Source organism: Streptomyces sp. CNP082 (assembly GCF_059570535.1).
Map to the genome: position 1 here is coordinate 64,846 of NZ_JCANSZ010000009.1, position 25,023 is coordinate 89,868.

Here is a 25,023-nt window from a genome sequence, read left to right on the forward strand (position 1 = left end):
TACTCGCGCGGCAGCCTCCGTACGCCTCTTCCGGCAATGCCGGATGGGCCGCATGGCGGAGGCCGCCCCGAGGGCCGGTGGCAGCGCGGGACCCGTACGATTGGGGCATGGCATTCCTCCGCCGCCGCAGCAGCGCCGCCAAGCCCGCGGGCCCGGACTTCGACGTCCTGGCCATGGACCCGGGCGACTGGCCCGGCGACCTCGGTGCCGGCCTGCTGCCCGCGCCCGACGGTACCTGCCAGGGGGTCTTCCTGCGGTACGACCTGTTCGGCGGCCGGGGCCCCGCGATGATCATCGGGAACCTGCCGGAGGGGTCGCCCGCGCGCGACGTGCCCGAGGGGCAGCCGCCCTTCGAGGTGGCGCAACTGCTGCTGGCGCTGGAGCACGAGGAGCCGGTGACCGTCACCGAGGTCGAGGACGCGCCGGTGATGCAGGGGGACAATCTGCTGATCGTGCGCCGCCTGAAGCTCTCCGAGAGCCGTGTCTCCTGCGTGCAGTTCGACCGCAGCGACAACGTGCTCGTCACCATCGCGGCGTGGGACCGGCCGATCTCCGAGGACCTGTACGCGCTGCTCAAGCCGCTGCCCGCGGAGCTGTTCCAGCAGGGCTGAAACCCGCCCCTCGCCGCGGCTCCCCGTACGTCCGGCAACATTCGCCAACATCGCGCAGCATCCGGCGTTGCGCGATGTCTTGTCACGCAGTCATCGGACCTCTAGCGTGACGCGACATGACTGAGGGGATCTCGCGAAGAACCACTGTCAAGTCCGCAATGGGTATGGCAGGCATGATAGCCGTGGGGCCTGCCGTCATCTCCGGAGAAGCGTTCGCTGCCGATACCGGTGATACCTCCGATGAATTGAGCCTCTGGTACGACAAACCCGCCGCCGACTGGGAGCGCGAATCGCTGCCGGTGGGCAACGGTGCCCTGGGCGTCGGCGTGTTCGGCACGCTCGCCTCCGAACAGCTCACCCTCAACGAGAAGACCCTGTGGACCGGCGGCCCCGGCTCCCCCGGCTACGACTTCGGCAACTGGACGCAGCCGCGGCCCGGCGCCCTGGCCGCGGTGCAGGACCGGATCGACGCCGAGGGGCGGCTCAGCCCGGAGGCCGTCGCGGCGGAGCTGGGCCAGCCCAAGCACGGCTTCGGCGCGTATCAGGTGCTCGGCGACCTCCGGCTCGACCTGGCCGCGGCCCCGGGCGCCCCGGACGCCTCGTACCGCCGCGGGCTCGACCTGCGGCGGGCCGTCGCCACCGTCGCGTACGAGCACGAGGGCACCCGGCACCTGCGGGAGTTCTTCGTCTCGCACCCGGACGCGGTTGCCGTGGGCCGGCTGTCCGCGGACAGCCCGGGGCAGGTGGCGTTCACCCTGCGCTACACCTCACCGCGCAGCGACTACACCGCCACCGCGAGCGGTGACCGGCTGACCGTCCGCGGCGCCCTTCAGGACAACGGGCTGGTCTTCGAGACGCAGATCCGCCTGCTCACCGACGGCGGCAGCGTCACGGCCGGGGACGGCACGCTGACCGTGAGCGGCGCCGACGCCGCCTGGTTCGTCCTGGCCGCCGGCACCGACTACGCCGGCACCTACCCCGGCTACCGCGGCGCAGACCCGCACGACCGGGTCACGGACGCCGTCGACCGGGCGGCCGGCACACCGTACGACACGCTGCTGCAGCGCCATGCCGCCGACCACGGCGGGCTGTTCGGCCGCGTCGCGCTCGACATCGGCGGGCAGGTGCCGGACGTGCCGACGGACGCGCTGCTGGCCGGATACGGAAGCGGCTCGGCGGCCGACCGGGCGCTGGAGGAGCTGTTCTTCCAGTACGGGCGCTATCTGCTCATCGCCTCCTCGCGGCCCGGGTCGGCCCCGGCGAACCTGCAGGGGGTGTGGAACAACGTCACGAACCCGCCGTGGAGCGCCGACTACCACGTCAACATCAACCTGCAGATGAACTACTGGCCCGCCGAGATCACCAACCTCGCCGAGACGACCGTCCCGTACGACGAGTTCGTGGCGGCCATGCGCGCTCCCGGCCGGGTCAGCGCGCAGGAGATCTTCGGCAGCGACGGGTGGGTGGTGCACAACGAGACGAACCCGTACGGCTTCACCGGCGTGCACGACTGGGCCACGGCCTTCTGGTTCCCCGAGGCCGCCGCCTGGCTCACCCAGCAGATGTACGAGCACTACCGCTTCGGCGGCTCGGCGGACTACCTGCGCACCACCGCGTACCCGGTGATGAAGGAGGCCGCCGCGTTCTGGCTGGCGAACCTGCGCCCCGACCCGCGCGACGGCACGCTCGTCGTCACCCCCAGCTACTCCCCGGAACAGGGCGACTTCACCGCCGGCGCGTCGATGTCGCAGCAGATCGTGTACGACCTGTTCACCTCCACCCTCGAAGCCGCCCGCACGCTCGGCGACGACCCGGCGTTCCGCAAGCGGCTCGAGGGGGCGCTGCGGGGCCTGGACCCGGGGCTGCGGATCGGGTCGTGGGGGCAGTTGCAGGAGTGGAAGGAGGACCTGGACGACCCCGGCAACGACCACCGGCACGTCTCGCACCTGTTCGCCCTGCACCCGGGGCGGCAGATCGAGGTGGGCAGCCCGTGGGCCGAGGCCGCGAAGGTGTCGCTGACCGCGCGCGGTGACGGCGGAACCGGCTGGAGCAAGGCATGGAAGATCAACTTCTGGGCCAGGCTGACGGACGGCGACCACGCCCACAAGATGCTCAGCGAGCAACTGAAGTCCTCCACGCTGCCCAACCTGTGGGACACCCACCCGCCGTTCCAGATCGACGGCAACTTCGGCGCCACCTCGGGCGTCGCGGAGATGCTGCTGCAGAGCCAGCACGGGCCGATCGAGGTACTGCCCGCCCTGCCGGCGGCGTGGCCCTCGGGTTCCGTGACCGGGCTGCGGGCGCGCGGGGGTGCCACGCTGGACATCACGTGGGACGGCGGGCGGGCGACCCGCATCGTGCTGCACGCCGGCCGGGCCGGCCGCCTCACCCTGCGCAGCGACCTCCTCCCCGGCGGGGAGGAGACCTTCAACGCCAAGGCGGGGGGCACCTACACGTTCGGCTGACCGGCGCTCCGGGGCCGCGCCACGGTCACGTCCGCCGCCTTCACGTACCCGATCCGGTGGCCGGCCTGGATCTGGTGCCACAGGGTGCGGCCCCGGATCACGCGGCTCGCGGCGCCGGTCTCGTCGGTGAGGCCGGGGGCGTGGAAGTGCTCGCCGGGCAGCGTGTCGCCGAGGACGTAGCGCTGCCCGGGGCGCAGTTCGTACGGCAGGGGGCGGGGCTCCTCCGGCGCGACGCCGTCGGGGTACGCGGACGCCTCCGGCAGGGCGCGGCCGTACACCTCGACGGGGCCGGAGCCGGACCGCGGGGTGACGGTCGCGCCGTCGGTCCCGATCGCCGTGGGGGCGGACGCGGGGTTGCGGAACCACGCCTTGCGGCCCAGGTACCAGATCGCCGTCCAGTCGCCGCGGCGGCCGGCGACGGCGAACTGCTGGCCCGTCGAGGCGCGGGCCCCGGTGTCGTTGACGCCGGTGGAGGCGGCGGCGTCCTTGTGCAGCCCGGGGTCGCGGACCAGCGGGGCGCCGGAGGCGGGGCGGGTGCGCAGGCGGACGGCGCCGGAGCCGTGGGGCGGGCAGGGGGCGGCGGCGTCCTTGGCGCAGGCGGTGTAGCCGGGGCGGTGGGAGGCGTAGTCGGGGCGGATCGTCACGATCTCGCCGTCCGCCTGCGCCTCAGGCTCCAGCGGGGCGCCGAGCAGGTCGAAGTAGTGCGCCCAGTCCCAGTACGGGCCGGGGTCGGTGTGCATGCCGGGGACGTGCGCCGGGCCGGGGGCGGGGACGTTGTCGTGGCCGATGATGTGCTGCCGGTTCAGCGGCACGTCGTAGCGCTGCGCCAGATAGCGCACCAGCCGCGCCGACGAGCGGTACATCGCCTCCGTGAACCAGGCGTCGGGGTCGGTCAGCCGCGCCTCGTGCTCCAGGCCGACGGACTGGGCGTTGACCTGCCAGTTGCCCGCGTGCCAGGCGACGTCGCCGGTGCGTACGTGCTGGGCGACATGGCCGTCGGAGGAGCGCAGGGTGTAGTGCCAGGAGACGGAGTCGGGGTCCTGCACGGCCTGTACGGAGCCGTCGTAGCCGCCCTCGGTGTCGTGCACGACGAGGTACCGGATGCGCTGGTCGTGGGGGCGGCGCGCCTTGTCGTGGTTGCCGTAGTCGGGCTTGCCGTCCTTCCCGCCGTAGACCTCGTACGGTGCGGGCAGCCACTCGCAGGCCAGCTCCCGGGGGCACTCGGCCTCGGCGGGGGCGGCCCGGCGGGCGGCGGGGGCTGCGGCGTGGGCGGTGCCGGCGGCGGGGGTGCGGAGGGCGGCGTCGGCGGGGAGCGTGACCGCCTCGCCGGAGCCGGTGGTACGGCGCACGCCGGCGCGCAGCACCGCGTACACCTCGTCGGCGAACACCCGTGCCGTCGCCGCGTCCGGGGCCTGCGCGTAGGCCGCCACCGCCGCGTGCCACCCGGCCGCGGGCCCGCCGGGCTCCGCACCGAGCCGGCGGCCGTGGTCGGCGAGCAGCGCCGCCCCGCCGCGCACGTTGGCGGCGGGGTCCGTACGCAGCCGGGCCGCAGGGATCCCCGACAGCCGCGCGGCGCGCTGCACCGTCTGCGTACCCCGCCCGCCGTCCCGGCCCGTGGCGGCCCGCACGTCCGTCAGGTGCATCGGCCCGTAGCCGCCCGCCACGCTCGGCGCCCCGCCGTGCGCGTCCCAGCGCGACTGCAGGTACGCCACCCCCAGCAGCACGTTCTCCGGCACCCCGTAGCGCCGCGCGGCCTCGGCGAACGACGACTGGAGCGTCCCGGTGCCGCCGCGTGCGCCGCCCGCCGCGGGCGAGCCTGCGGCGAGCAGCGGCAGGAGGACGGCGATGGCGGCGGCGCGGCGCGCGAGGCGTCCTGGCACGGGGCTCTCCGGGGTGCGTAGGCGACGATCACCCAGCACTATCCGCTGACCTGACAGCCCGTCAATCATCTTCATTGGCGAGTCGCCGCACGTCAGGCCGTTTGCGCGGACCACGGGCGAGCGGGGCGGAGGGGCGGAGTCACGGTGCCGCCCCGCCGGGCTCACCGTGTTCCGACCGCCGCCCGCACCGCGCGGCGCGCCATCTGCACGTCGTCGTGGAGCCGGCGCAGCAGCAGCCGGTGCTCCTCTCCTGCGGTCATCCCGCTGTGCACGCCGACCGGCGGCGCCGGGTCCCTCATCGCCCGCTGCACGGCGGCCTCGTATGTACGGACCTCCCGTACCAGCACGAGCATCAGGTTCACCAGGAACCCGTCCCGGCGAACCGCTCCGCCCGCCTGCGCGAGCTGGCTGATCTGCCGCCGGGCGGGCGCGCCCTCGCCCAGCACCGCCCAGAGCGTCGCCAGGTCGTAGCCCGGGAGGTACCAGCCGGCCTGCTCCCAGTCGACGAGGACCGGGCCCGCGGGGGACAGCAGCACGTTCGACAGCAGCGCGTCGCCGTGGCAGAACTGCCGGTGCCCGGGGCCGATCCCGTGCAGCAGCGTCTGCAGGTCGTCCATGTCGCGGTCGGTGAGCAGGCCCAGCTCGTGGTACTGGCCGAGCTGCGTCCCGTAGTCGAGCGGCGCGCCGAAGGCGCCGGCCGGGGGCCGCCACATCCCGATCCGTACCAGCGCCGCGAGCGTCGCGCGCACGTCGGCGTGCGGCGGGACCTCCAGCGGGTGCCGCTGGAGCGCCGCGGCGCGGCCGGGGGTGCGCTCGATGACCAGGGTGCAACTGCCCGGGTCGGCGGCGATGAGCCGCGGCACGCGTACGGGCGGGCGGGCCCGGACGAACGTGCGGTAGGCAGCTATTTCCTGCTGGAGCTTCGCCACCCGTGCGGCCGAGGTGTCCACCGGGCACTTCGCCACCGCCGTGGTCCGGCCCGCCGAGCCGACCAGCAGCACCGTGCGGCTGCTGCGGCGCAGCACCTGCACGGGGTGGAAGTCGGGGACGACGCGGTGCACCGAGTCGACGGCGGCGCGCAGCAGCGCGCCGTGCGGGCCGGTCAGGTCGAGCCGGCCGCTGACGGGGCGGCGTGCGGTGGCGGAGAGCGGTCGCAGGCGGGTGCCGGCGGCCGGTGCGCGGCCCGGGTCGAGGAACGGCGCACCGCCGGCCGCGGTCCGGTGCGGGGCGGATGGGCGCGCCGTACGGACTGGTGCGGACGCGGATGCCGATGCTGCGTACATGGGCGAGACAGATCCCTTCAGGCACGGGCCGGTTGCGCGCGCCGCCGCAGGCCACCGGGCGCTGCCGCAGCCTCCCGTGTCGCTCGTCCGGGTGACCGGCTGGGGTCCGGTCCCCGGCGCTGTCCCCGGGATGCAGGGATGGCAGTGCCGCTGGCATGTGCCCCGAGTTCCGGGGCCGGTTGGCGCAGTGATAGCCCATACCGCACGACGGGTGGCACACCATCTGGCGAGCCCTGGCGAACCCTGGCGAATGCTCGCCGGGCCTTCGGCCCGCCGGTACGGTCAAGTGAGCCGAGACCCTGGGGGCTTGACGTGAGCAAGGGACCCAACACCAGGCTCGCCGACCTGTTCGGGATGACCGGCTGGTCGAAGGGCGAGCTGGCGAGGCTGGTCAACCGGCAGGCGGCGGCCACCGGCCACCCCCAGCTGGCGACCGACACCTCGCGGGTGCGGCGCTGGATCGAGACGGGTGAGATCCCGCGTGAGCCGGTGCCCAAGGTGCTGGCGGCCCTGTTCACCGAGCGACTCGGCCGTGTCGTGACCACCGAGGATCTCGGGTTCGAACGGGCCGGAGGGCCCGGCAGGGTCAGGCGGCAGTCCGACGACGCACTGCCCTGGGCACCCGAGCGGACGGCCGAGGTCCTCACCGAATTCACGGGAATGGATCTCATGCTCAATCGACGCGGCCTGGTCGGCGCGGGAACGGCGCTCGCGGCCGGCTCCGCCCTGACCGGCTCCCTGCACGAGTGGCTGCACTCCGACCCCGCCGCCCCGGACGCCGCCGCCGGGGGCGGCACCTCCACCGTCGAACCGGCCCGCTTCGGCCGCTACGAGGCGACGCCGGTCGGCACCCTGGAGGTCGAGGCGCTGGAACGCTCCGTTGACGTGTTCCGCGCGTGGGATGCCGAGCGCGGCGGCGGCCTGCAGCGCAAGGCCGTCGTCGGCCAGCTCAACGAGGTCGGCGGCATGCTCGCGTACCGGCACCCGGAGCCGCTGCAGAGCCGGCTGTGGGGCGTCGCCGCGAACCTCGCCGTGCTGGCCGGCTGGATGTCGCACGACGTGGGCCTGGAGCCCACCGCCCAGCGGTACTTCGTCATCGCGGCGCACGCGGCGCGCGAGGGCGGCGACCGGCCGCGCACCGCGGAGGCGCTGTCGCGCGCCGCGCGGCAGATGATGCACCTGGGCCGGGCGGACGACGCGCTGGAGCTGATCGGGCTGGCCAAGTCCGGGGCGGGGCCGGGGGCGCACCCGCGGACACGCTCGATGCTGTACACCGTCGAGGCGTGGGCGCAGGCGGCGAAGGGCCGGACGGGGGCGGTGCAGCGCACGCTGGGGGAGGCGGAGGAGCTGTTCGCCGCCGACCGCGGGGACGTGCCGCCCACCTGGATGCAGCTCTTCGACGAGGCCGACCTGCACGGCATGCAGGCTCTCGCCTACCGCACGCTCGCCGAGCGCGAGCCGTCCGCGGCGCTCCGTGCGCAGCAGCACGGAGAACTGGCGCTCGCCAAGCGGCCGGAGGGGCGCCAGCGCTCCCAGATCCTCGACTACGTGTCCATGGCCTCGGTGGGCTTCCTCGCCGACGAGCCGGACCGGGGCGACAGCTACGCCCGGCTCGCGCTGGAGCGCATCGGGGAGAACTCCTCGCACCGCACCTGGGACCGGTTGCGGGAGACGTACCGGCTGACCACGCCGTACTCGGGCGATCACGTGGTGAAGGCGCTGCGCGAGGAGATAAGGGACACGCTGGCGAGGGCGCCCAGGGGGCGCACGAGCACCATCTGACGGCGGCGTCTGCTGTCGCGGGGCTGTCGTACGGGGACAGGTGGGGAGTGACGGGCCGGGCCGCCGGGCAACGGGTGGCTCAGCCCGTCACCTTGGCCACGAGCACGCAGGCGTCGTCCCCGCGGCGCCCCCCGCCGAACTCGCCGACGACGGTGCGCAGGCAGTCCTGCGCGCCCGGTGCGGCGGTGAACCGCGGGGCGAGTGCGAGCAGCCGCTCGCGGGCCGGCTCCGGGCTGCGGGCGCCGAGCGCCGCGGTGTGCAGCAGCAGCAGATCGCCGGGGTGCAGCGCCTCGCTGACCTGCGTGTACGACGTGTCCGTGGTGGCGCCCAGCAGCACGCCGTCGGGGCCGGCCAGGGCGCGGCCCGCGCCGTCGCGGAACAGCAGCGGCGGCTCGTGCGCGGCCCGGGCCCAGCGCAGCGTGCGCTCCGCCGGGTCGTACCGGCAGCAGAGCGTGCCGACGAGCACCGGCTGCGCCGACACCTCCAGCAGCTCGTTCGCGCGGGCCAGGAGCCCGGCCGGCTCCGCGCCGCCCAGCGCCATGCCGCGCAGGGCGCCGAGGAGCATCGTCATCGCGGCGGCGGCCGGAACGCCGCGGCCGGCGACGTCCCCGACACCGAGGAGGGTGCCGCCGCCGGGCAGCGGCAGCGCGTCGTACCAGACGCCGCGGACGCTCTTGTCGACGGCGGCCGGAAAGTGGTGCCCGGCCACGGTCAACGCGCCCGGGCCGCCGGCCGGCCGGTGCACCGCGCCGTGCCACGGCGGCAGCACCGACTCGTGCAGTTCCCGGGCGGTGCGGCGCTCGGCGTGCGCGACGTGCCGCTCGCGCTGGAGCACGGACTCCGACTCGCGCAGCGCCTGCCGGCTGCGGCGCAGCTCCGTGACGTCGCGTACGACCGCCCACATCGACTCGGTCGCGCCGCCGGCGTCGAGGACGGGCTCGCCGACGACGTGCAGGGTGCGGGCGGCGCCGTCCGGGCGGCGGATGCGGAACTCGCCGTCGATCGGCTTCCCGTCGACCAGGCAGGCCGTGACCGACGCGGTCAGCCGCGGCTGGTCGGCGGGGTCGAACCAGGACGGCAGGTCGTCCAGCGACAGCGGGCCGTCGCCGGGGTCCCTGCCGAAGATGGCGAAGAGGTCGTCCGACCAGTCGACGTTGTCCGAAAGTAAGTGCCACTCCGCGCTGCCGACCCGGGACCGCGGCCGGTCCCACGGGCCGGCGGCGGTCTCCTCGCGGGTGCTTCTCCCGTGCCTTACGCGCCCGTCGCGGCCCTCGCGCTCTCCCTCGACCGGGTGGCCCTCGCGCAACTGTCCGAGCTGGACGGTCATGCAGTCGAGCTGCCGCGCCGCGAGGTCGCACAGCGCGCGCTGCCAGCGCAGCTCGGCGTCGCCCGCGGCGGCGGCCGTCTCGCGCAGTACCGCCTCCAGGCTGCCGCGCAGCCGGGCGATCTGTGTCAGCAGCGTGGCCACAGCGCTGCGCTCGGGCTGCTGCTGCTGTTGCTGCGCAGCGTGCGGGTCGGTGGCGTGGGGGAGGCGTGCGGCGGCCATGGCGTGATCTCCGATACCTTCCGGCCCGGCTCCGGCGGCGTTGCCGGTCTGCGGTTCGCCGTTACGACTGTGGCACAGGCGGCGACGCTGCGTAAGGTTTTTCGCGAGACCCAAGCAGATGCGGTTGGCATATGCGCACCGGCCGATTCCCTACCGCACTTCACCCGCTCCCCGCACTCCAGTAAGCTGCCGCCGCAATGGAGCCGGCAGCCGGCCGGTGGCCCGGTCTGTCCGTTCCGCGGAAAATTCCGTTGCCAGCGGTCCCACCACCCCGGATGCTGACGTCATGTTCGAGCCAGCCATAGCGCCCAGCGGCACCCTCCTCGGCCTCCTCCAGCGAGGCCGGGGCGACGGGACCCTGCACGCACTCGCCGCGCCCAGGGCCGAAGCCCTCCAGGCGCTGTACACCTGCGTGCTCGACGACCCCAGGCACGACTGGCAGGTGGAGAACCGCTCGCTCTATTACGCCCGGCTCTACCTGGAGCTGGACGCCCCCCTGGACGCCCTCGCCGACCACCTCTTCGCCCCCGACGACGTGCTGCGCCCCGACGAGCAGCGCACGGGCCTGACCCTCTCCGTCCTCGGCCACCTCGCCTCGTACGGCCGCGACGACGCGCTGCGGCTCCTCCGCCGCTACGCCGCCGCGGGCGGCTGCTGGCAGTGGGCCCTCGACGAGCTCGCCCTGCGCGACGACGACGCCGGGCTGCGCGCCCTCGCACCGCACGTGCTGGCCCGCTTCCCGCGCACCCCCGAGGGCGAGCGCGAGCTGGCCGAGGAGATGCGCGGCGCGTTCGAGCCGCGGCCCTGGCGGCTGTGGGCCGAGGACCCCGAGCTGGGCGCGCGGGTGCGCGCGGCGCAGGAGCAGGAGAGCTTCGACCGCTGGCAGCGCCAGCTCCGCTCCCGCGGCCCGCGGCCCGGCTGGAGCGTCGCGGAGATCCTCCAGTGGGCGCAGGACGGCCTGGAGCAGTACCCGCCGCAGCCCCGGCATGCCGCCGCCGCCCGCTGCCTCGCCGCCGTCGCCGGACCCGAGGACCGGCCCGAGCTGCTCGCCGCCGCCCGCGCCGGCGGCGACGGCGCGCGGGCCGCCGCCCTCGCACACCTCGCGGCGACCGGCGCCCCCGAGACGTACGACCTCATCGAAGCCGCCGCCTGCGGGCCCTCCGAGACGCTCGCCGAGGCCGCGCTCGCCACCTTCGGGCGGCTGTGCTCCACCGCCGCGCTCGGCACGGCCCGCCGCTGGGCCGCGCGCGAGGACGCGCTCGGCACCGCCGCCGGCGTGATGCTCGCCCGCCGCGGCGCCGCGCGCGACGCCCGTGCCGTACGGACCGTGCTGCTGCGCTGCGTGCGCGACGAGGGGCCTGACGCCCCCGAGTTGTGCGATCTGGTCGCCGGCGCGGGCCGGCTGGCGATCGCCTCCGCCGCCCCCGTGCTCCGGCACATCTACCGCGAGACCGGCAGCTCGCAGCTCCGCGGCGGCACCGCCCGCGCGCTGGCCGCCACCGACCCGTCGTTCCCCGCCTCCTTCGCCGTCGAGTGCCTGTGGGACTGCGAGGACGCCACCCGCGAGATCGGCGCCCGGTACGCGGAGACCGCCGACGCCCGCGTCGTCGCCCGGCTGCGCAGCCTCGCCGCCGACCCGGCCGAGGACGGCGACGTGCAGAGCACCGTGCGCACCCGCATCACCCCGGACGGCGCCGCCGGCTGAGGCCCGTCACGCACCCTTCCCGTACGGTCGCGGCCTGCGACAATGACCGCATGACGGCGCGCTGGCAGTTCTGGATCGACCGCGGCGGCACGTTCACCGACGTGGTGGGCCGACGACCGGACGGCACCCTCGTCGCCCGCAAGCTGCTCTCGCACGACCCGGGGCGGTACGGCGCCCACGACGACGCGGCGGTCGCCGGCGTGCGGCTGCTGCTCGGCCTCGGCCCGGACGAGCCGGTGCCCGCGGAGCGCGTCGAGGTGGTCAAGATGGGCACGACCGTCGCCACCAACGCCCTCCTCGAACGGAAGGGCGAGCCGACGGTGCTCGTCGTCACCGAGGGGTTCCGGGACGCGCTGCGGATCGCGTACCAGAACCGGCCGCTGCTCTTCGAGCGCCGCATCCTGAAGCCCGAGGCGCTGTACGGGCGGGTGATCGAGGTGCCCGAGCGCGTCGGCGCCCACGGCGACGTCGTCCGCGCGCTGGACCTCGACGCCGTGCGCGCGGAACTGGCCGACGCCTGCCGCGACGGGTACCGCAGCGCCGCCGTCGTCCTCGTGCACGGCTACCGGCACGCCGCCCACGAGCGGGCCGTCGCCGAGGAGGCCCGCAGGGCGGGATTCATGCAGATCAGCTGCGGCCACGAGGTCAGCCCGCTGATGAAGCTCGTGCCGCGCGGCGACACGACCGTCGTCGACGCCTACCTGTCGCCGATCCTGCGCCGCTACGTCGACCGCGTCGCCGGCGAACTTCCCGGCATCCGGCTGCAGTTCATGCAGTCCAACGGCGGCCTGCGCGAGGCCACCCGCTTCCGCGGCAAGGACGCCGTGCTCTCCGGGCCCGCCGGCGGCGTCGTCGGCATGGTCCGCTCCTCCGCGGAGGCCGGCCACGACCGCGTCATCGGCTTCGACATGGGCGGCACGTCCACCGACGTCTCGCACTACGCTGGCGAGTTCGAGCGCGACTTCGACACGCGGGTGGCGGGCGTCCGGATGCGCGCGCCGATGCTCAGCATCCACACCGTCGCCGCCGGCGGCGGCTCCGTCCTGCACTTCGACGGCCGCCGCTACCGTGTCGGCCCCGACTCCGCGGGCGCCGTCCCCGGCCCCGCCTGCTACCGCCGCGGCGGGCCGCTGACCGTCACCGACGCCAACGTCATGCTCGGCCGCGTCCAGCCCCGGCACTTCCCCGCCGTCTTCGGGCCCGGCGGCGACCAGCCCCTCGACGACGAGGCGGTGCGGCGGGCGTTCACCGAGCTGGCAGAGACCTCCGCCGCGGCCACCGGCGACCGGCGCTCCCCGGAGGAGGTCGCGGCCGGCTTCCTCGACATCGCCGTGCTCAACATGGCCAACGCGGTCAAGAAGATCTCCGTGCAGCGCGGCCACGACGTCACCCGCTACGCGCTCACCAGCTTCGGCGGCGCCGGCGGCCAGCACGCCTGCGCCGTCGCCGACGTGCTCGGCATCGCCACCGTCGTCGTCCCGCCGCACCCGGGCGTGCTCTCCGCGTACGGGATCGGCGTCGCCGCCGCGACGGCGATGCGCGAGCAGGCGGTGGAGGCGGAGCTGACCGAGGCGTCGATGCCGCGGATCCGGCAGGTCTGCGCGGACCTGGCCGAGCGGGCGGCGGCGGACCTCACCGACGAGGGCATCGACGCCGCCGCCGTGGGCACCGCCGCGCGGGTGCACCTGCGGTACGCGGGCACCGACTCGGCGATCGCCGTGCCGCTGGCGGACGAGGCGGGGATGCGGGCGGAGTTCACCGCGGTGCACCGCAGGCGGTTCGCGTTCGCGATGGACAAGCCGATCGTCGCCGAGGCCGCGTCCGTCGAAGCCGCCGCCGAACAGGCCCCGGCCACGCGCGAGGAGACCGGGCGGGCCGCTCTCGCCGGGGGCGGGCCGCAGCCCGCCGACCGGGTGCGGATCTTCGCCGGCGGGCGGTGGCGCGAGGCCGGGCTGTACCAGCGCGCGGAGCTGCGCGCCGACGACACCGTCACGGGTCCCGCGATCATCGCCGAGGAGGGCGCCACCACCGTCGTGGACCCCGGCTGGCAGGCCGACGTGCACCACCGCGGCCACCTCACGCTCACCCGCGTCCGGCCGCGGCCCGCGACGCAGGCGGTCGGCACGGGCGTCGACCCCGTGATGCTGGAGGTCTTCAACAGCCTCTTCATGGCGATCGCCGAACAGATGGGCGTACGGCTGGAAAGCACCGCCCACTCGGTCAACATCAAGGAACGGCTCGACTTCTCCTGCGCCCTGTTCGACGCCGAGGGCAATCTGATCTCCAACGCGCCGCACATGCCGGTACACCTGGGCTCGATGGGCGAGTCCATCAAGGAGGTGCTGCGGCGCAACCGGGACACCGCCCACGGGCTGCGGCCCGGTGACGTCTACGCCATCAACGACCCGTACCACGGCGGCACCCACCTGCCCGACGTCACCGTCGTCACGCCGGTCTTCGACGAGCCAGGGGAGGAACTGCTGTTCCTCGTCGCCTCCCGCGGCCACCACGCCGAGATCGGCGGCATCACCCCCGGCTCCATGCCGGCGTTCAGCCGCACGATCGAGGAGGAGGGCGTCCTCTTCGACAACTGGCTGCTCGTCCGCGACGGGGAGCTGCGGGACGCGGAGACGCGCCGGCTGCTCACCTCCGGCCCGTACCCCTCGCGCGCGCCCGACGCCAACCTCGCCGACCTGCGCGCCCAGATCGCCGCCAACAACAAGGGCATCGACGAACTGCACCGCATGATCGGCATGTTCGGCCTCGACGTCGTACGCGCGTACATGGGGCACGTCCAGGACAACGCCGAGGAGTCCGTGCGGCGCGTCATCGCCGCCCTCGGGGACGGCTCGTACCGCTACGAGACCGACGCGGGGGCCGTCATCGAGGTCGCCGTCCGCGTCGACCGCGACGCGCGCAGCGCCGTCATCGACTTCACCGGCACCTCGCCGCAGCAGCCCGGCAACGCCAACGCGCCCAGCTCGGTCGTCATGGCCGCGGTGCTCTACGTCTTCCGCACCCTCGTCGCCGAGGACATCCCCCTCAACAGCGGCTGCCTGAAGCCCCTGCTCGTGCGCATCCCGCCCGGCTCGATGCTCGCGCCGGAGTTCCCCGCGGCCACCGTCGCCGGGAACGTCGAGACCTCCCAGGCGGTCACCGGCGCCCTGTACGCGGCGCTCGGCGTGCAGGCCGAGGGCTCCGGGACGATGAACAACGTCACCTTCGGCAACGACAAGGCGCAGTACTACGAAACCGTCGCCTCCGGCTCCGGCGCGGGAGACGGCTTCCCCGGCGCCGACGTCGTGCAGACCCACATGACCAATTCCCGCCTCACCGACCCCGAGGTGCTGGAGTGGCGCTACCCGGTGCGGGTCGAGGAGTTCGCCGTACGGGACGGCAGCGGGGGCAGGGGGCGCTGGGCCGGCGGGGACGGCGCGGTGCGGCGTATCCGGTTCCTGGAGCCGATGACGGTGACGCTGCTGACCGGGCACCGGCGGGTGGCGCCGTACGGGATGGCGGGCGGCGCGCCGGGGGCGCTCGGGCACAACGCGATGGAGCGCGCCGACGGCACGGTGGAGCCGCTGGCGGGGTGCGACACCGTCGAGGCGGCGGCGGGGGACGTGCTGCGGGTCGAGACCCCGGGCGGCGGCGGCTACGGCGCGCAGGACGGGCGGGGCTGACCCACGGCGGCTTTCCCGGCTTGACAGCGGCAAGTGTGCCGCCGGCAGGCCGGCCCGCGGCCGGCGTGGTGCCGGTGACCTGGTTCTCGCCGGCCGCGGAGTTTCGCGCACAAGGACTCCGTGCACCGCGTCCGGCTGATGCGGGAGCACCAGCCCGCGATGGCGAGGAGGCCCGCTTCCTTCACGGCGGGCCAGGCGCTGGGCAGCCAGCCGACGCCCGCCTGACCGCCGCGGCCGGAGGGGCGCCGGGGCGGCGCCCGGCTGTTGCCGCCCTCGCCGCGCCGCTCCCGGCAGCGCGGGAACCGGCGCCGTGTCCCGCCGGACACCGGCCGCAGTCCCCTCCCGGGTCGCGGGCGTCCGCCGCCGGTCCGGCGCTGTTCGCCGGTCCGGGGCCCGTCGTGGACCCCGCCGACCCCGTCGACCGGGCCGGAGGCCGTCCGTTTCGGCCGATGTCGGTGGCACCGCCTAATCTGTCCGACGTGACTGCTCCGACCACCGCGACGCCCGCCGCCGGCGGGCCCCGGCCCGCCCCCGGCCCGGCCGCAGACGAGGGCCTGGCCCGCCGGCTGCGCGCCCTGGCCTGCACGGCCCCGCTGCACGACCTGGACGCCCGCAAGGCGATGCTCGCGGGCGAGTTCGGGGTGTACGCGATGGCGGAGGTGGCCCTGTCCGCCATCGACCTGGTCACGCTGCAGATGGACTTCGACACCGGCGCCGAGCCCGACGAGGTCATCGCCCGGCTGCTGCCGCGCGTCGCCGCCCAGGCGCCGCTGCGCCCGCGCGCCGAGCACGAGCGGGTGGCGCACTGGGTGCTGGACAGCCTGGTCAACGTCGGCAGTGTCGACCGCGGCTTCCGCGCGGTGTACGGCACGTTCGGCCACGACGGCGCGTATGTGCGCAGGGAGTACGACTTCAAGCTCCTCGAAGAGGTCCCGGGACCCGGCGGCGCGGTCTATCTGCGCACCACCGACGAGGCGGTCAACGTGCTGGTGGGCGCCCTCGACACCGACGTCACCAGCGCGCAGATCGCCGCCGAGGTCAAGCTCGAAGTCCTCATCAGCCGCGGCCGGCTCGCCGACGCCCAGCTCGCCGCCGAGCAGGCCCGCTACCGCACCGTGCAGTACGCCGAGACGCTGCGCCGCGCCCTGGAGGCCACCCGGCGCAACGTCCGCGCGGTCGACTGGCTGCAGACCGTGCCCGCGATGATCGACGAGGCGCTGGACCACGTCGCCGACCGGTACCGGCACGAGAACGCGATCCTCACCAACATCCGCCGCGCCCGCGACGAGGCGGAAGACCCCGACCACAAGCGCCGCGCCGCCGAGCTGGTCGACATCGTCAAGGACTGCATCCGCCGCCACACCCAGCTCCAGACCCGGCTGCTGGACGCGGGCCCGCTCTTCCGCGCCGAGCAGGACCGGCAGGCGTTCGCGCCGCCCGCCGTGCGCACCGGCGTCGACCTCTACGGCCAGCTCCTCGCGCCGGTGCTGCCGCTGCCCGTCTCCGCCGCCCACCGCGTCACCGACGCCTTCTTCGCCCGCGGCACCGGTCTGCGCGCCCCGCACGCCGTACGCCTCGCCGACCTCGCCGAGCTGCTGCTCACGCCCCCGCTGGAACGGGCCCACCTGGGCGCCGAGATGCCCGAGCCGGACCTCGTCGCCACCCCGGACGACAGCCGGTTCAGCGAGGAGCAGCTCGCCGCCGCGGGCGAGCTGCTCGACCTGCCGCCGGACGCCCCCCGCCGGCTCTCCGGGCTGCTCGCCGACGCCCGCCGCCGCGACCCCGAGCTGCCATACCTCGTCGCCCTCCTCGCGGTGCACGCCGCGGGCCCGGCCGTGGGGACGGCGTACCGGCAGGGGGACGAGCGGCTGCTGTTCGCCGTGGACGACGGGACGCAGATGGCGGACGCCGAGTTCGGCGGCGCGGACCTCATCGTCGGCACGGCACTGCTGGACGCCGCCGGGATGGCGGCCGGCCGGACGGAGGCCGCCTCGTGATCCCCGGCCCCGCGACCGTTTCCGGCACCGGGGCAGCCGCCGCGGCCGGGAACGCCGGAGAGCACCCGCCCGCCGTCACCCCGGCAGACGCCGCCGACGCGGCCCGGCTGGTCTCCTTCGGCCTCCAGCCCAAGCTGCTGCCCGCCCGCGACCTGGAGTACGCCGAGCTGCTCCGCCGATACCGCGAGGAGCCGCCCTTCGCGCGCCTCGCCGACGCCGTCGCCACCGGCCTCGGCCTCGTCGTGCTGGAGGTCTCGGCCCGTACGGGCATGGCCGTCACCGCCGCCGAGGACTCGGTCTTCGCCGTCCGCATGGGCGACTACGCCCGCCGCGCCGCCACCGACTCCGCCGACCGCTTCCTGCACGGCCTGGCCCATCTCGCCGTCGCCGCCATGGCGTTCCCGCGCCCCGAGGACCTGGCGGACGACGGCTACATCGGCCGCGTCAGCGTCAACGGCGTGGACGCCTTCGTCCGCCAGGCGTGCCGCCGCCTGGAAGAGCGCGCCGAGGAGGCCGGCGAGAACACCGACCCGGCCGAGGGCGAGCGCGGCCTGGAGGCCGCCTGGCGGGTGTACGCGCGCCGCAGCGCCACCGGTGCCACCAAGGACGCCCGCCGGCTCGCCGGCTCCACCACCGGCATCATCGGCAAGGCGATGGCGTTCCTCACCGACTCCGGCTTCCTGCAGCGCACGTCGGACGACGCCGGCGGCACGTACCGCACCACCGCCCGCTATCAGTTGCAGGTGCGGGACATGGCCGGCAGCGCGGCCATGTCCGAGCTGCTGAAGCTGGGCGTCGTGCCCGTCGCCGACGGCAGCGCCACCCTCGTGCCCGCCGCCGACGACGGCGAACCCGCGGGCGGCGCGCTGCCGTTCTTCCCCAGTCAGCACGAGCGGGCCTGACGGCCGGTCGAGACGTCACGAGCGAAGGCCGCGAGCATGTACGAGCTGTCCCGGATCCGCCTCTACTCCATCGGACCCGCCGGTGCGCGGTACGCCGACACCGTGCTGGACCTGCGCGGCGTCGGCGGCGAGGTGCCCCAGCCGGCGCCCGCCCAGGGCGACTTCTTCGCCGCCGAGCCCGTCGGCCCGCCGCGCCGGCCTGCGCCGGCGGGGGTGCTGTTCCTGGAGAACGGCGGCGGCAAGTCCGTACTGCTCAAGCTGATCTTCTCCGTGATGCTGCCCGGCCACCGCAACACCCTGGGCGGCGCCAGCTCCGGCGTGCTGCGCAAGTTCCTGCTCGCCGACGACACCGGGCACGTCGCGCTGGAGTGGCAGCACACCGTGACCGGCGAGCAGATCGTCGTCGGCAAGGTGAGCGAGTGGCGCGGCCGGCAGGTCTCCGGCGACCCGCGGAAGTTCGCCGAGGCGTGGTATTCGTTCCGCCCCGGGCCCGGGATGAGCCTGGACGCGCTGCCGGTCGCGGAGATCTCGGCGGCTGCGGCGGTGCGCCCCGCGGCGGAGGGCACGTCGGGCGCGCGTGGACGGCGCCGCACGATGAAGGGCTTCCGGGACGCGCTGACCGAGGCCGGCAAGGCGTACCCGCACCTGGACGTGGTGTGGGAGGAGATCCACGAGCGGTGGAACGAGCACCTGGGCCGCCTCGGCCTCGACCCCGAACTCTTCCGCTACCAGCGGGAGATGAACGCCGACGAGGGCGAGGCCGCCGGGCTGTTCGCGGTGAAGAACGACTCCGACTTCACCCACCTGCTGCTCCGGGCGGTGACCGACACCCGGGACACCGACGGCCTCGCCGACCTCGTCCACGGCTTCGCGCACAAGCTCGGCCGCCGCGCCGAGCTGACGGCCGAGCGGGACTTCACCGCCGGCTCCCTCGACCTGCTCACGCACATCGTCACGGGCGCGGAGCAGCGCGCCCGCGCCCGTGACGTGCTCGGCGGCGCCGAGCGCCGGGCCCGGGCGCTCGCCGCGCGGCTCACGGCGCGGGCCGGGACGGAGCGTGCCCGGGCGGCGGAGCTGGCCGGGCAGGAGCGGACGGCGGCGGAGCGGGTCACGGCCGCGGAGTCGTCTCGGCGCGGCAGCGAACTGATCGCCGCGGAGCTGGCGTACCGGCACGCATCGCTCGCGCTGGCCGCCGCGGAGAAGAGCGCCGCCGGCAAGCGCCGCGAGCTGACCGACGCCCGGACGCTGCACGCCGCCTGGCAGGCCGCGGAGGCGGTGCTGCGGCACCGCGCCGCCGCCGACCGCGCCGCGCGCGTCACCACCGCCATCCGCGAGGCCGAGCGCGACGCCGCCCCGGCGCTGGCCGCCCGTGCGGAGGCGGCCACCGGGCTCGTACGCGCGCTGCACGCCGCCGCCCGCGACGGCGAGACGCTGGCGGCGGAGCAGGAGGAACGCTCCGCCGGGCTGCAGCGGGAGTCGGAGACGGCGCACGCGGACGCCGTCGCCGCCGCCACCCGCGCGCAGCGCGCCCGCAGCGAGACCGACCACCTGCGCCAGCGGCTCGCGGAGGTCGAGCAGGAGACGGCAGCGGCGGTACGGGCCGGCTGGCTGGACGCCGCCGACGACACCCTCCCCGACACCGACCCGGCCCGCGCGGCCCTCGTCGCCGGCGACGCCGAGAAGGCGGCGGTCGCCGCCTGGGACGAGGCCCGCGAGTCCGCCCGTACGGCGGCGGAGCGCGCCCGCGAGACGGCGGCGTCCCTGGCCCGCGCGGAACTGGCCGGGGCCCGCGCCGCGGACGCCGCAGAGGCGGCGGAGGCGGCGTACGACACGGAGCGGCGCGCGGCCCAGGCGCTGGCGGCGGAGCCCCGGCTGGTGAAGCTGCTGGGCCTGCCGGAGCCGGGCGGGGAGGACCGGCACGCGGGATCCCCGGGGTGGCCGGAGGCCGCGGAGAGCGCGACCCGGGCCCGCCGAAGCCCCGGAGGTGCGCGCCCGGCGGACGGCCCCGCGGCCGGATCGTCGGGTAACGGTGCAGGGGCCACGGTCGGCTGGGGTTCGGCAGCGCCCGGTGCCGGTGCCGCCGGTACCGGCGTGGTTGCGGACGGCGCGTACGTGTCCGGCGCCGTACCGGTCGGCGACGGGAGGACCGGCGGGCCGGCCGCCCCCGGCGCGGGCGCGCCGGTGCCCGGGGCCGCCTCGGCGGGCGGGGCCGCGGCGGCGGCTGCCGCCCCCGGCGACGGTGCCGCCCCCCGCGGCGCCGCTCGGTCGCCCGGCCGTGCCCGGAGCCGGTTCCCAGACGGAACCGGGGGCGAACGACCGCTGAGCGCCGTGGAGTTCGACCGGGCCGCCGACGAGCTGCGGGCGCTGCTCGACGCGCGCGTCACCGACGACGAGCGGCGGCTGTTCGACCTGCGCACCGCCGCCGGGGACGACGCCCGCATCCTCGCCGCCCTCGGCGACGGCGGGCTGCTGCCGCCGGGTCCTGACGTGCTGGCCGTCGTGGACTGCCTCGGCGAGCACGGCATCCCCGCGCTGCCCGGCTGGCGCTATCTCGCCCAGGCCGTCGACCCGGCCGACCACGCCGCCGTGCTCGACGCCCGCCCGGAGCTGGTCGACGGCGTGGTGATCACCGACCCGGACACGCACGCCCGGGCCCGCGAGGTGCTGCGTGAGGCCGCGCTGCTGCCCCGCTCCGCCCTCGCCGTCGGCACCGCCGCCGCCCTGCTCGCGCCGCCGCCGCCCACGGGGGAGCGCGACGGTGGCGTCTTCCTCGTCCCGCCCAACCCCGCGATGCACGACGAGCGCGCCGCCGACGACGAGCGCCACGCCCTGCGCGCCCGCGCCGCCGACCGCGACGAGCAGATCCGCGGCCTGGCCGCCCGCCTCGCGGCCGACCGGACGCTGGCGGCGCGGCTGGCCTCATGGCGTACCGGCTGCCCCGCCGGCCGCCTGGCCGAACTGGCCGCCGCCGCGGAGTCGGCCCGTACGGCGTCGGCCGCGGCGGACGAGGCGCTGACCCGCGCCCGCGCCGAGGCCGAGGACGCGGCAGCCGCCGCCGAGGAGACCACCCGGGCCCGCGAGGAGCGCCAGGAGCAGGCGCAGCGCGCCCGCCGCAGCGCCGACGCCCTCGCCGGCCTGGCGCACCGCCTGCGGGAACGCTCCGGCTGGCAGGCCCGTCTGCGTGAACTCGCCGACGAGGCCCTGGAGTACGAGGCCAAGGCCGCCGACTGCGTCGCCCGCGCCCGCGCGGCCGACGAGGACCGCCGCGACGCCCAGCGCGCCGCCGACGACGCCCGCCGCACGTCCCGCGCGCTGCGCGCGGAGCGGGCGGAGATCGCGGGGGTGGCGGAGGAACTGGAGGCGGAGGCGGCGGAGACCGCCGGACTGCCGGAGCCGGCAGTGGCCGAGGGCCCGGCCGGGGCGGCGACGGACAGCGGCACCGGTGCCGGTGTACGCGCCGATTCCGCCGCCGCCGAACCGGCTGCCGCCGGCGCCCGTGCGGACGCCGCCGCCCCTGACGCAACCCGCACCGAACCGGCCGCCGACGCCCCCGCCGACCGCTCCGAGGGCTCCGCCCGCCGCCGGGCCCGGCTCGCCCAGGCCGCCGCCGCGGACGCGGCCCGCGCGTCGCTGCCGGCGCTGCGGGAGGCGTACCGGGCCGCGTCGCAGGTCTACGAGAAGGTCGGCGTCGGGGCCGATCTGCGGGCCGAGCAGGCGCGGGCCGAGAGCGAGGAGTCCGCCGCCCTTGCGGAGCTGAACCGGCTCAGCAACAAGGTGCGCACCCGAGCCGCCACCCTGCTCGCGGGACCGGACGGGGCCGACGCCCCGTCGCGGCAGGCCGCCGCCGCCCGCGCCGAGTCCGTCGTGCATCTGCTGGAGTCCCGCTCCGCCGCGGCCAGCGAGACCCTGGGGCGGCTGCGCGGCGACGCCGAACGGCTCGCGCCCGCGGACGGCGACGCCCACACCGAGCTGCCCGGCGACCTCGTGCCCGACGGGGCCGAGCATGCCCAGGCGCTGCTGCGTTCCGCCGCCGCCACCGCCGCCGAGCACGCCGACGAACTGGCCGCCGCCACCGCCGCCCACGCCGAGCTGCGCCGCGCCTGCGCCGCCGCCGAAGACGCCGCCGGCGCCTTCGGCGAGACCGCCGCCATGCTGCGGGACCTGCTCCGCGGGCCCGCCGCCGGCGAGGAGCAGGACGACGCGGCGCGCGAGGCCGAGCCGTTCCCGGGCGGGCTGGACAGCGCCCGGCAGGCCGCCGCGGAGGCCCGCCGCTCGCTGCGCGGCTGTGCCGCGGACCTCGCCACCGCCGAGTCCGCCCTGCGCGACGCGTGCGACGTGCTCGTCCGGCACGCCAACTCCGCCCGCTACGAACAGGTCCGCACCCCCGCCCGGCAGCAGATCCGCGAACTGCCCGCCGCCGCCCTGCCGGAGCACGCCGCCGCCTGGGCGGCGGCCTTCGCGCCGCGGCTGCGCGTACTCACCGACGAGCTGGCGCAGTTGGAGCGCAACCGCGACGGCATCGTCGACCGGCTGCGCGGTCTGGTCGAGTCCGGCCTCGCCACGCTGCGCGCCGCGCAGCGGCTCTCCCGGCTGCCGGAGGGGCTGGGGGAGTGGTCCGGGCAGGAGTTCCTGCGTATCCGCTTCGAGGACCCGGACCAGGCGACGCTGTCCGAGCGCCTGGGCGAGGTTATCGACGAGGCCACGCGCGCGGCCGTACGCAAGAACAGCGACCTGCGCCGCGACGGCACGACCCTGCTGCTGCGCGGCGTGGACGCCGCGATGGAGCCCAAGGGTGTGGCGGTGGAGATCCTCAAGCCGGACGCGGTGCTGCGCGCGGAGCGGGTGCCGGTGGGGCAGATGGGCGACGTGTTCTCCGGCGGTCAGCTCCTGACCGCCGCCATCGCGCTGTACTGCACGATGGCCGCCCTGCGGGGCAACGACCGCGGCGACGACCGGCACCACCACGCGGGCACGCTCTTCCTCGACAACCCCATCGGCCGCGCGAACGCCACGTACCTGCTGGAGTTGCAGCGCGCCGTCGCCGACGCCCTCGGCGTGCAGCTCCTCTACACCACGGGCCTGTTCGACACCACCGCGCTGGCGGAGTTCCCCCTCGTGATCCGGCTGCGCAACGACGCGGACCTGCGCGCGGGGCTGAAGTACATCACCGTGGAAGAGCATCTGCGCCCCGGGCTGCCGGCCCAGCGGGAGGGGGAGGAGCCGTCGGTCGGCGAGGTGACGGCGACCCGCATCTTCCGCCGTCCTCCGGCCACGGCACCGTAGCCCCGGCGCCACCGGCTGCGGCTCAGGTGCCGGCCCCTGCGCCCGGTCGCCCGGCTCCGCCGCCCCGCTCGGGCCCGCGGTCCCCGGTCAGCGCCTCGACGACCTCCGGCTTGTCCCGGTACCGGGTGCGCAGCAGGTCCTCGATCCGGTCCCGCAGGCGGCTGGTCTCGTCCAGGTGGCCGCCGTCGCGGTGCAGGTCGCGGTCGATGCGCAACAGCTCGGGGCCGTCGGCCTCCACGACGAAGCTGCGCAGCTCCGCCAGGTCCAGCCGGCGGTTGAACTCCCGTACCGCGTCGCGCCACTTGTGCAGCAGCGCCACCAGCTCCTGGTGCTCCCGGCCGGCCAGCACGCCGGAGACCAGGGCCGCGTCCGTCGCCGACAGCACCGGCCGCGGGAAGACCCGGTGCACCGGACGGGCCGGGTCGAGCGGCGCGAACCGCGGGTCGGTGAGGATCGCGGTGTTCTTCACCAGTTCCTCGGCGAGCGCGCGCAGCGTCTGCTTCTCCCGCTCCCGGGACGCCGCCCGGCGCTCCGCGATCACCCCGCTCATCGCCGCGAGGATCGCCGGCACCTGGATCGCGGGCTCCCACCGGCCGCCGTCCGAGGCGCGCACCAGCCAGGCGACGCACAGCCCGAGGGCGACGACGAGCGCGGTGGCCGTGAACACCCCGTAGAACGCGCTCCGTGGCGGACGCACCATTCCCCGCGCGCCCGGCTCAGCCGAACGGGTTCGGGGCCGGGACCTCCGCCGGGGTCTCTCCCGCTGTCTCGCCCGCCGCGGAGCGCAGCAGCACCAGGTCCATGCCGAAGCCCGTCTCGCCGAACCCGGCGTGCAGGCCGGAGCTGGTCCGGGTCACCTCCGCGGCACCGGCGTCGACGAGCAGCTTGTCGAGGCCGTCCGCGGAGTACTTGCGGGTGGTGTAGAGACGGATGGTGTCCCCGCCGGGGAACTCGACGCCGCTGCGGTCGGGCAGGGTGAGGAGCACCTGCTCGCCGGTGCGGTTGCGGTAGACGACCTTGACCTTCAGCGCCCGGTCGTCCTCGACCGACGGCTCGTACGTGACGCTGGCCATGTCGATGTGCAGGTCGGTGTACTCCATGACCGCGCTGGTGACGAACTCGGCGAAGCGCGGGCTCGACCGGTACTCGCGGGCCGCGGCCTGCCCGGCGTCCTCGTCCAGCGCGGTGGAGCGGGCGACTTCGAGCAGGAAGCGGTCCTGCGGACGCAGCAGGCTGCCGGTGAGCATCGTCAGCAGCCCGGTGTCGTCGGTGAAGTTGGCCAGCGTGTTGCCCAGCAGCGAGTACAGCACCGGCTCGTCGCCGACGACCTGCTCCACCAGCCGGCGCAGCTCGCGGACGCTGCGTACGTTCGCGAAGTCGAGCTGCACCGGTACGACCCCGCCCATCGGGAGGTCGAGATGGCGCAGCGCCTCCCGCTGGCCCAGCCGCAGCATCTCGGGGCTGACGTCCACGGGAACGTACGTCAGCGCGCCGGGCTCGCGTCCGCGGAGCAGCCGCTCCAGGATCGTCTGGTCCTTCTGCCCGGTGCCGGTCCCCAGGCTCACGTAGTGGCGCGGCGTGTCGACGACGTCGTCGGCGATCTGCCGCCACCGCTGGGCGAAGGACTCGATGCTCTCCCGCATCACCGGATAGAACAGGTCGGAACAGGCGTGCACCCACGCCATCGTCGAGGCGACACCCCAGTACGAGAACCCGGAGGCGATGTACTTCCCGTCGCCCGTCTCGGAGTACGGCTCCCGCAGCGCGCTGCTCATCTGGGAGAACTTCTGGGTCTGGTCCTCGCCGACCACGCAGAGGGACCAGGGGGAGTCCCACTGGGACAGTGCGGCCTCAAGGCGGTGAAGCCCCCTGCTGCCTGTGGTCATACG

13 protein-coding genes are annotated in these 25,023 nt (G+C 75.8%); 8 read left to right on the forward strand and 5 right to left on the reverse strand.

The annotated features are described in order from the left end of the window. The first annotated feature begins 107 nt into the window (after nucleotides 1-107). Both B124_RS10760 and B124_RS10765 read left to right on the forward strand, forming a co-directional pair. Nucleotides 108-611: a hypothetical protein gene (locus B124_RS10760; RefSeq protein WP_496502510.1), complete on the forward strand. Its 504-nt coding sequence runs from the start codon at nucleotides 108-110 to the stop codon at nucleotides 609-611. Between the two features lie 116 nt (nucleotides 612-727). After that, nucleotides 728-3,076, forward strand: a complete 2,349-nt coding sequence (locus B124_RS10765; protein WP_496502511.1) for a glycoside hydrolase family 95 protein — start codon at nucleotides 728-730, stop codon at nucleotides 3,074-3,076. Here B124_RS10765 and B124_RS10770 read toward each other — a convergent pair. Continuing rightward, on the reverse strand, nucleotides 3,061-4,956 hold the full coding sequence (locus tag B124_RS10770; RefSeq protein WP_496502512.1) for an N-acetylmuramoyl-L-alanine amidase: 1,896 nt from the start codon (nucleotides 4,954-4,956) through the stop codon (nucleotides 3,061-3,063). The two genes, B124_RS10765 and B124_RS10770, sit on opposite strands and share 16 nt — an antisense overlap. Nucleotides 4,957-5,117: 161 nt before the next feature. Beyond that, the gene (locus B124_RS10775; protein WP_496502513.1) at nucleotides 5,118-6,239 is read right to left on the reverse strand and encodes an aminoglycoside phosphotransferase family protein; all 1,122 of its coding nucleotides are present in this window, start codon (nucleotides 6,237-6,239) and stop codon (nucleotides 5,118-5,120) included. A 312-nt stretch (nucleotides 6,240-6,551) separates the two neighbouring features. Here B124_RS10775 and B124_RS10780 point away from each other — a divergent pair, with 312 nt between their 5' ends. Continuing rightward, nucleotides 6,552-8,021 carry a DNA-binding protein NsdB gene (locus B124_RS10780; RefSeq protein ID WP_496502514.1) on the forward strand — a complete coding sequence of 490 codons (1,470 nt, stop codon included), beginning with the start codon at nucleotides 6,552-6,554 and terminating at the stop codon, nucleotides 8,019-8,021. Between the two features lie 79 nt (nucleotides 8,022-8,100). Here B124_RS10780 and B124_RS10785 read toward each other — a convergent pair whose 3' ends face one another. Beyond that, nucleotides 8,101-9,567 carry a PP2C family protein-serine/threonine phosphatase gene (locus B124_RS10785; protein ID WP_496502515.1) on the reverse strand — a complete coding sequence of 489 codons (1,467 nt, stop codon included), beginning with the start codon at nucleotides 9,565-9,567 and terminating at the stop codon, nucleotides 8,101-8,103. Between the two features lie 286 nt (nucleotides 9,568-9,853). Between B124_RS10785 and B124_RS10790 the strand changes: the two genes are divergently transcribed. From B124_RS10790 to B124_RS10810, 5 genes are all read left to right on the forward strand, one after another. After that, entirely contained in the window at nucleotides 9,854-11,272 is a 1,419-nt protein-coding gene (locus B124_RS10790; RefSeq protein ID WP_496502516.1) for a HEAT repeat domain-containing protein, read from the forward strand. A gap of 50 nt (nucleotides 11,273-11,322) precedes the next feature. Then, nucleotides 11,323-14,952, forward strand: a complete 3,630-nt coding sequence (locus B124_RS10795) for a hydantoinase B/oxoprolinase family protein (RefSeq protein ID WP_496502517.1) — start codon at nucleotides 11,323-11,325, stop codon at nucleotides 14,950-14,952. Nucleotides 14,953-15,401: 449 nt separating this feature from the next. Continuing rightward, nucleotides 15,402-16,949 carry a hypothetical protein gene (locus B124_RS10800; RefSeq protein ID WP_496502518.1) on the forward strand — a complete coding sequence of 516 codons (1,548 nt, stop codon included), beginning with the start codon at nucleotides 15,402-15,404 and terminating at the stop codon, nucleotides 16,947-16,949. After that, nucleotides 16,946-17,851 (forward strand): hypothetical protein, encoded by a 906-nt coding sequence (locus B124_RS10805; protein ID WP_496502519.1) that lies wholly within the window; start codon nucleotides 16,946-16,948, stop codon nucleotides 17,849-17,851. The genes B124_RS10800 and B124_RS10805 overlap by 4 nt, the downstream gene beginning before the upstream one ends. Before the next feature lie 36 nt (nucleotides 17,852-17,887). After that, on the forward strand, nucleotides 17,888-23,134 hold the full coding sequence (locus tag B124_RS10810; RefSeq protein WP_496502520.1) for a hypothetical protein: 5,247 nt from the start codon (nucleotides 17,888-17,890) through the stop codon (nucleotides 23,132-23,134). Nucleotides 23,135-23,156: 22 nt separating this feature from the next. Here B124_RS10810 and B124_RS10815 read toward each other — a convergent pair whose 3' ends face one another. Both B124_RS10815 and B124_RS10820 read right to left on the reverse strand, forming a co-directional pair. After that, nucleotides 23,157-23,834, reverse strand: a complete 678-nt coding sequence (locus B124_RS10815; protein WP_496502521.1) for a hypothetical protein — start codon at nucleotides 23,832-23,834, stop codon at nucleotides 23,157-23,159. Between the two features lie 16 nt (nucleotides 23,835-23,850). Beyond that, entirely contained in the window at nucleotides 23,851-25,020 is a 1,170-nt protein-coding gene (locus B124_RS10820) for an L-histidine N(alpha)-methyltransferase (RefSeq protein ID WP_496502522.1), read from the reverse strand. Nucleotides 25,021-25,023: the final 3 nt, after the last annotated feature.